This is a genomic window from Escherichia sp. MOD1-EC4550 (assembly GCF_963876935.1).
GTDB classification, from domain to species: domain Bacteria; phylum Pseudomonadota; class Gammaproteobacteria; order Enterobacterales; family Enterobacteriaceae; genus Escherichia; species Escherichia coli_F.
This window is the reverse complement of sequence record NZ_CAWNSE010000052.1, coordinates 154,515-162,594: the sequence shown is the minus strand read 5'-3', so window position 1 is coordinate 162,594 and position 8,080 is coordinate 154,515. Positions and strand designations below refer to the sequence as shown.

Below are 8,080 nucleotides of genomic sequence, written 5' to 3'. Positions count from 1 at the left end.
TGCTCATTACAGAAAAAATAACGTTCTCCACCGACCTCTGTCAGGTCAATTTCCCAGAGCACCAGGCAGGCCGACTGCTCCGCACGGATGCATTCATTCAGTGTTTCCTGTTGTATGTCCTGCATCAGATCACCACTTCGTCAAACTGACACGAAAAATCGGTATAGGTGATATGTTCTGTAGCGGACCACGTTCGACACACCACTCTTATTTTTCTGTTAACACCCGGCGGGCGCCAAAAAAAAGATTTATAACCTCCATGCCGGACTAAAAACTGTTCAAATGAATCACGATCATTCGCCTCGACCCTAAAATCACAGGTGAAAACACGCTGAGAATGATTAAGTCCATTTGGACTTCGTTGCTCATAACCATCGCCAAATCTTACAGTTTTTATCGATGGTTTATGTTCTGTTTTCATTCCATCCTCTGGTAACCAGTGAAATTCTTCCGTATTAGCCACTTAACATTCCCCCATCACGTCGCATATTTAACAAAGTGCCCTGCACCCGCTGATCAACCATCCCCATAAGTGTTTTTATTGCCTGAGGGCCAATTTCTCCATTCTGGCCATCATTTTGGATAGTAATTTGGTATACAGGGGCATAGGTAATATCTCCGCCACCATTACCACTTTTACTATTAATAGCTCTGACACCAAGAGAACCATCGGAAGTTCGCGTTAATGGCATAATAGCTTCCGGTCCAGCCTCACCAAAAACACCAGCCCCTTTTGCAAAAGCAAAAAATTGCGGGGAATCATAAATACCGTTCGAATACGTGCTCAATGACGGAGACTCATAAACACCGCCCTTTGCATTCGGAATAAATTTACTAATAGCACTCCCGATAGTGCCTAAAATCCCACCAGAAGAACTGTTACCAATGCTGTCGAAAATCCCAGTAATTGAAGCCTTTAATGCTATTCGACTAAGATCAGAAATCACGGAAGTAGCGAAAGAACGAAAATTTGCCTTGCCTGTCGTGACAAACTCACCCAGCGCATCGGTCATCCCATTAAACATCTGAGTCGTGGTTAATTTTATCTGCTCACTGATATCCTTAGTGTCATCCAGCCAGTTATTGAATCCCTGGGAGGCACCACTAACCCAGTCTCCTGCCTGAATATCGAGCTGCTCGTTTTTCTGTCTGACAATTTCTTTTTCTCGTTCCAGAGCATCATTCAGAGCCTGCATTTTCTCCTGAAAAACATGATCTGACATTCCACGGGATTTATCTGCATAGTCACGTTCAAGTTGCAGACGCTGGTTGTTATATTCACGTTCAATCCGCAGTAACTCCTGCTGGCGTTGCTGATTTTTATCACCAAGCCCATAACCAACAATCTGAATATCATATCCCTGCTGACGATTATCAATCGAAGCCTGCAATGAATCACGCCATGCGGCTATTTCGACAGATTCCTTGATTAGCCTGTTATTTTTTTCAATCGCAACATTTTTCTCCATCAACGCGGTTATTTCTTCCCGGTGTAAGAGAAGCGATTTCTGATCCTTGGTTAATTTCGATAACGGTCGTGACTCCAGATCGGCAATCTGCTGACGCCACTTAACCAGTTCCTGTTCAGAGGAACTTAATTTAACTCTCAATTCAGCTTGTGAACTTAGTAACGCATTCTGTTGATTCAGATGATCAATCATTCGTTGGGCAGCATCATCCGAATAACCTTTCGCCTTTGGTTGCTTTGGTTCTTTATAACGCTCATTTATTTGAGCGACAAGATTATTATATTCTTCCTTTGAATACTGATTCTTTAGCTTTTCCAGTTCTGCAAGTTCACTGGCTCTCTGCTGCTCCCGGGTCTGATATTGTTTTGAAAAGGCATCTGCTTTCTGTCTGAGTTCAATTCCTTCCTGTTGACGCTTGTTGTAATCGTCTATTGATGAATTTAGTACGTCCTGAGCAATTTTTTCTGATTGAAGTGCACTCAATTGCTGTTTTAATTGCGCCAGCCTTTTTTTTAGAGCACCACCATCTCCAATACCTGCTAACCCGAAAATCCCTGGTCGGTTATTTTTTTCTATTTCATCAATTTGGCGGATGACATCTGCGATTTTTTGATCAATAGATACCTCCCGCCCAACATTCAACATGGAATCCCAGGCCAATTTTGCGGAGTTAGAGACTGCTTTCCATGCAGCCTCAAGATAACCAAGATTTTCTTTCATCTGGCTGGAACGTTGAATCATTGAGGATGAATATGCTTCCGTCGCAATACGAGCAGCCTCCTGCTGGTTCCCTTCATCCTGTAGCGCCTTAATCTGGTTATAAGTCGCCAGTGTCAGAAAATGGTACTGATCATTAAGTTTTGATATGGCACTGACAGGATCCTTTGCTATTTCATTGAAATCATTAACCAGTTGATCGGTCGATATTCCAGTTAATTCGCTCGTTTTTACTATCGCTGTCGTCACCTGCTCCAGCGAACTACTCGCTACCTTTCCCGAACGCACAAGCTGGTTTAATACAGCCGCCGCAGCACCAGTTGTCGAATCAGCTGCATCCCCGGCACGTTGAGCTATATCCGCCAATTGCCCACTCGTTGCCCCCAACTGATTTCCGGTAAGAATAAGAGATTTATTAAATTCGTCCTGCTCCTGAGAGCCTTTATAGTAAGCCAGCCCCAGAACACCAACGGCTGCAGCAGCCAGGGTAAAAGGATTAATTAACCCCATTACATAAGAACCAACACCTTTGATCGCCGGGCCAATACCACCGAACATATCTTTTAGCTGACCGCCTTGCTGCATTAACACCATAAAAGGTGACTGGCCTGTGGACAATCCAACTACAATATCAGTCATTTGTGCAGGCAACATGCGCACAGCAAAAGCCGTTTGTTTTGCCGACATTCCGGTTTTACTTAATTGCGATTCAGTAGCCTCAAGCTCTCTCCGCATAGCACGGAGTTTTCCTGAGAGCTCCTCATACATTTCAGGAGAAAGCATCCCCCTGGCTTTTGCTTCGCTAAGTTGCTTTTGCTGCTCTGTCAGGCGATTAAAAGCTGTTCCGACAGGATCGAGTTGAGCAATCAGACGTTGCAAAGCAGCAACCTGTTCATCATGCGCTTTTGCTGCTTCTCGTTCTGCCTGAGCCTCTCCTGTTAGCTCTCGCCGCGTTTCCTGTATTTTTCGGCTGTAATTATCAAACTGAGAGCCATTTATTTTCCCGGATGAAAGTGCTGCATTAAGTTCATCCTGCTGTTGGTCAAGATTTCTTAGCGCCGCGGCCAGAGGGTCGATCTTGTCCAGCATTCTTTGAAAGGCCTGAGCCTGCGCTTCCTGCTGGGCAGCAGCAAGTTTTCCGGCCTTCGCGGCTTCTCTCTGCGCTTGCGCAACCCCGCTCAATTCCGCTGTAGTTTCATTAAGTTTACGGGCAAGAAATTCATATTCTTCTTTATCAATAAGCCCTTTGCCGAAATATTTCTTTAATTCAGAATAGCGTCGACCGACAGTATCAATTGCGGCACCTACAGGATCAATAGCTGCCTTTAATTTTGCGAGCGCGTTCTTCTCATCTTCTGTTGCCCTGGTCACTTTCCCTGCGCTATTTGCAGCAGTTTCTCCGGCCTGCGTCATTTTGACTAGGGAGGAGGTCAGATTGTCAGCATTATTTTTCGCTCCAGTGCTATCAATAATTATTGCAAGACGCGAAGTTTGCTCTGTCATTTAGTTACTCCGGACAAATAAAAAGCCCCGCTTGATAAGCGGGGCCAGACAACAGAGGAAAGGAAATTATCAGAAACGATAACCAATACCGGTCATCCAAGTACCTACTTTCACATCGCCCAATTTGGTGTACTCATAGGATGCGTCAACTACCCAATTTGGTACAGGATTAAACTGAATACCAGCACCATATACAACCGAAGTCTTGCTTGAAGAGTCAGAGTATCCCAGAATCGTCGCTTCAGCACGTCCATGCGCTACACCTAATAAGCCATATGCACTGAAGTAATCATTGAAACGATAGGCTGGACCGGCAGCTAGTGAATAGTAATCCAGTTCTCCATTTCCAATTTTAGAGCCTGCAAAATAATAATCGTATTCTTGATTTGTGTACGTAAATGAAGATGCAACGCCCCATTTATCATCCAGCTCATAGCGATACTTAATATTTACCCCTGAAGGATTCTCATCAAGGCTTTCTCCACCGGCTTTAACATGGCTTTGGGCATAACCAAGAGAAATAGTATTCTGCTTCAATTCAGCATTTGCAATGCCAGTTGCAAACAAGGCTGAAGCGATAATGGTAGTCAACACTGCTTTTTTCATAAAATCACCGTCATTTCACAAATCATTGTTATAACAGCCAGAATTAATCTGGCTGGCAGCATTAAAATATCCACCACATTCGATAGTCAACTATCAATCTCTCATCAAACTATATGTGTGCACATTGTAATTCAGACAATTACTAAAAAATATTAAATTAATTAATCAATATCCCATCAACAGTTTTGGATTGAGAAACATACTGATCATCCAGCGCAAAGATCACTGCTTCAAATTCATCACTATCTATCAATATTGGGTGTGCTTTTAAGTAGTCGTGCACGTCAGATATTGATAAAGGCAGCGGAACCCCGGACATGCCCGCATAACGCCTGGAACGAGACATTACTGAGTACGCATACAATAACTCACGGACAACGGGGTCTATTTCTGGCTCCTGTATCGGTGGCAACCTGAGTTTTTCTCTCGTCCACCTTGCCTTTTCCCCCTTTTCGCCCCCGAACTCCGATAACCACCGCTGGGCGGCTATGGCTTTTTTATCGTATCCTGCTTCTGCTGCTCTTTTCCCTGGGCGATGCTGGCGGCTTCAGCAAGAATTTGCCAGTACAACTCTGGATTCTGCTTGAGCAGCGTGGCCCCTCGCTCTGGTGTATATTCCAGCGCGACCTCAACCCCATCCACCAGTTCACCAACCCCTTTCCAGTCTTTCAGTAAATAACGAGCGGCGTTATCAATAAGTAAATCATCAACAGAATCCACCTCGTCGACCTTTGCAATATCAAATTCTTTCGTTCCGACATGCAAACTGGCATCCATTTTCTCTATGTGACGACGGATTAATGCATTACGGGAGCGATACTGATCGTTATCGCTGCTTGCCACCAACAGTTTTAACCCATCTACAGGTTTTAAGTCCTTCATTGGCGTAAACCAGCGTTCTCCACCGATGATAATTTTCTGATTAAGAATAAACATCCATAACCTCATTCAAAACGTCCCTGTAGTGCAACACCACAGGGGAAATAACGGAAAATCAACTAATCGCCTCAGCACTGGCTTTTGCGATCACGGCAGCCGGAGAGGCTTTTTTTCTGGTTATCGTAGGCGCTTCATCTGCTGCGGTAATACTCAGTTGAACCTGGATAATGTCGGTATTACCACCGTCAGGCCATTCACCTGACACCTGAACCTTCGGAAAACTGAAAGTGTATGCCCCCTCTCCATTCGAAAGCGTGAAGCTGAACGGAACTGTTTCTCCAGTCAGTGTTTTACTCCAGATTTCCCACGCAGCTTTAGACCATGAAAGCGTCACCGTACCGGACGGTGTAAAGGTAGTAGGAATATTTGCTCCTGCATAAGGCGAGCCAGTCCCGATACAACGCTGAGTCTGGAGTTTGTTATCGAACTGAATATCAAAACTGTCGATACAAAAACCGTTACCTCCGGCAACACCATTCAGGCTTACTGCTGAAACCTCCTTAAACGAATAACGTAGCTCTCCTGCGCTATCCACAGGTTCGCCTGTGATAAAATTCGTATCATCGGCCTTTGATTCCCAGTCCAGCCCGGCAAAGGTTACGGTCGCCGTAATATCACCATCGTTAGGGATCTGCATTTTCCATGACCCCACCTGCGCTCCTCTGATGACAGAGGCAATTCCGACATCGGACGCATAGGTCGCCAGAGAAAATGTTATTCGCTCATTTCCCATTGTCAGAGAATCGCCTGACCATTCCGCGCCGAAACAGGATGCAAGAAAATCATCATGTTGACCCCAGCGAAATTTGGTACCAACATCACCGCCAACATCCACAGTGCCAGGCGTTGCCCCCTGAGCCATCCGGGAGCCGCCGATCTCATTATTTTCGCCTTTATTCTGGGTGGGTTTTACTCCCCAGCTTGTGCGTTTTAATAAACTCCAGTCACCACTTGCTGGCGTGGTGCCTGCAACTGTCTCCCGGATAAATGCCGAGATAACCTTTGCACCTGAACTCACAGGAGCCTCCTATGTCATTAATTGCGCTAGAGTGCGCGATATGGAATTTGAAGATTAAGCTGGAACCAGCCATTCTTTTCGCCAACAGCTATTGAGGAAACGGCCAGGTAACTGAGACGATCATCATCCTGAAACTCAAACAGCTCCCGCAAGGTATCGGCCGTCTCAGTAATGAGTTTTGAACCAGAACCAGCGGGGACAAATAACTGAATAATGATTATCCCCGTGCGATAAACAACCGGCCCCGCGCCAATTTCGTTAACTCCGGCCAGACCGGGGATATTACTTAACCGCGCCCAGATTAACTTACCGGAAGGATCGAACGTTGGCCCGTTCGGATACAATACGTCTTTTCCATCAATAACCGTCTGTGCCGTCATTCTGGAAATGACAGCATTTCTGATTTCAGTAAACGTCATTTGTAAGCCTGTAAAACACCATGAAAAGCATTGGCATACACGCCAGTTGGCGCTTGTTGTGAATGACCGTTTTCAAGAACCTCTGCATAAGGAAGGTTATTCTGGATATAAATAATTCCGTAATTTGCAGCTTTCGAAATAACCCCGATCCCACGCTGAATCGCAATCGTACCGTTCGGATCCACGTTATCAGATATACCAAAATCGGGATGCTGTAACGACACCAGGTTGTTATTTCTGAAACGCCCGGTATCAACCGGAGCAGCAATATCAATGGCCGTAAGAATCTGAATAGCGATGTAGCGAATTTTCAGTCCCACATCTTCCTCAATCATCCCGGCAAATATTGACGGTTCTATATCCCATGCCTTTGCCATTTACGTCCTCCTTAACTGGAGTGAGTAAACTGATGCGGAAGGATCTACACTCGCTGTAATTACCTCGTATCGTTGCAACTGCCTTGATACAGGATCATAAGTCTCAATAATATGGCCGACCGCGGGTTTATCCGTAACCTCGCATACCAGAACGGTTAATTTAAGGTCACCATGCAAAATATTAATCCCATCAATTCTGTTCAGCTTATAACGTGCCAACACGCCTCGCCCGGTATAGGTTGTTGTGAATTCGTCACCAGTTTCCGTCACAGGATCCCAGTACCGGTACATAGAATAAGAACCAGAAAAATCACTCACAGCGTCCGCTAACTCTTCATCAAAAGCAGCGGCAACCTCTGACTGAATCTCTTCACGAAGTCCCATCATCCCCCCCTCACAACCCTGACTTGTGAGCGACTAAGCCCGTACGGTTTCAGCAGTGCTATTGCAAGCTGTAAATCGGGCTCAAGCAATGCAGTACTATTTGCTGGCAACTGAGCAAATGATTTCGATACACTGATCCCGTCAGCCGACACGGCTTTACTGATAACAACGCCAGAATCATTTTTCTGCTGAAACAACTTACCGAGAGAGGCACTTCTGGCTGCATATGCTCCCGCAAGCTTTATCTCTTCCGGAATACGGGATGGGTTAATTTTCAGGTTGAAGCCATTAAGCCAGGCATTAGCCATTAAAACAGCTTTATTTTTAGCGTTCTCGCTCGCCCAGGCATTCCCAAGCGCATTATCAACGTCATCACAGGTCACATAAGTGATCATGTGTTACTCCTGAGTTTTCCAGCCCAGAGCCTTCCAGTTATCAACTTCTTCAGGATGAACATTAGCGATAGTTGGTGCGCCGGGAAACATCTGATGATCGGTCATCATAACCACCAACTCAATCTGTGTTTTTTGAGGATCCTGAATTTGCTCCACATTCTGCTCCGCCACTGCATTTTTTTGCGCGGCTTCACGCTGTGCTCTTTGCTCTTTAGTTAATCCAGCCATATACCCTCCATTAAAAAATGGGGCC

10 protein-coding genes and 1 pseudogene are annotated in these 8,080 nt (G+C 45.4%); all 11 read right to left on the bottom strand.

Translation table 11 applies throughout. The features are described 5' to 3' along the window. Window positions 1-125 (bottom strand): annotated as a pseudogene (locus AACU19_RS22040) (phage minor tail protein L); the annotation flags it as partial. Further along, the gene (locus AACU19_RS22035; RefSeq protein ID WP_047662217.1) at window positions 125-463 is read right to left on the bottom strand and encodes a phage tail protein; all 339 of its coding nucleotides are present in this window, start codon (window positions 461-463) and stop codon (window positions 125-127) included. The gene AACU19_RS22035 and the pseudogene AACU19_RS22040, both read right to left, overlap by 1 nt. Further along, entirely contained in the window at window positions 456-3,689 is a 3,234-nt protein-coding gene (locus tag AACU19_RS22030) for a phage tail tape measure protein (protein WP_047671520.1), read from the bottom strand. Before AACU19_RS22030 ends, AACU19_RS22035 begins: the two co-directional genes overlap by 8 nt. A gap of 69 nt (window positions 3,690-3,758) precedes the next feature. Further along, on the bottom strand, window positions 3,759-4,295 hold the full coding sequence (locus AACU19_RS22025; protein WP_001406955.1) for an Ail/Lom family outer membrane beta-barrel protein: 537 nt from the start codon (window positions 4,293-4,295) through the stop codon (window positions 3,759-3,761). A 486-nt stretch (window positions 4,296-4,781) separates the two neighbouring features. After that, on the bottom strand, window positions 4,782-5,141 hold the full coding sequence (locus AACU19_RS22020; protein WP_122985745.1) for a hypothetical protein: 360 nt from the start codon (window positions 5,139-5,141) through the stop codon (window positions 4,782-4,784). 148 nt (window positions 5,142-5,289) lie between these two features. Then, on the bottom strand, window positions 5,290-6,252 hold the full coding sequence (locus AACU19_RS22015; protein ID WP_001406952.1) for a phage tail tube protein: 963 nt from the start codon (window positions 6,250-6,252) through the stop codon (window positions 5,290-5,292). A gap of 26 nt (window positions 6,253-6,278) precedes the next feature. Further along, the gene (locus AACU19_RS22010; protein WP_001406951.1) at window positions 6,279-6,671 is read right to left on the bottom strand and encodes a phage tail terminator-like protein; all 393 of its coding nucleotides are present in this window, start codon (window positions 6,669-6,671) and stop codon (window positions 6,279-6,281) included. Beyond that, window positions 6,668-7,048 carry a hypothetical protein gene (locus AACU19_RS22005; protein ID WP_105278535.1) on the bottom strand — a complete coding sequence of 127 codons (381 nt, stop codon included), beginning with the start codon at window positions 7,046-7,048 and terminating at the stop codon, window positions 6,668-6,670. Before AACU19_RS22005 ends, AACU19_RS22010 begins: the two co-directional genes overlap by 4 nt. Beyond that, a complete protein-coding gene (locus AACU19_RS22000) occupies window positions 7,049-7,432 on the bottom strand; it encodes a hypothetical protein (RefSeq protein ID WP_001406949.1) in 384 nt (127 codons plus the stop codon). Then, a complete protein-coding gene (locus AACU19_RS21995; protein ID WP_001406948.1) occupies window positions 7,432-7,827 on the bottom strand; it encodes a hypothetical protein in 396 nt (131 codons plus the stop codon). The genes AACU19_RS22000 and AACU19_RS21995 overlap by 1 nt, the downstream gene beginning before the upstream one ends. Before the next feature lie 3 nt (window positions 7,828-7,830). Further along, on the bottom strand, window positions 7,831-8,055 hold the full coding sequence (locus AACU19_RS21990; protein WP_047671517.1) for a hypothetical protein: 225 nt from the start codon (window positions 8,053-8,055) through the stop codon (window positions 7,831-7,833). Window positions 8,056-8,080: the final 25 nt, after the last annotated feature.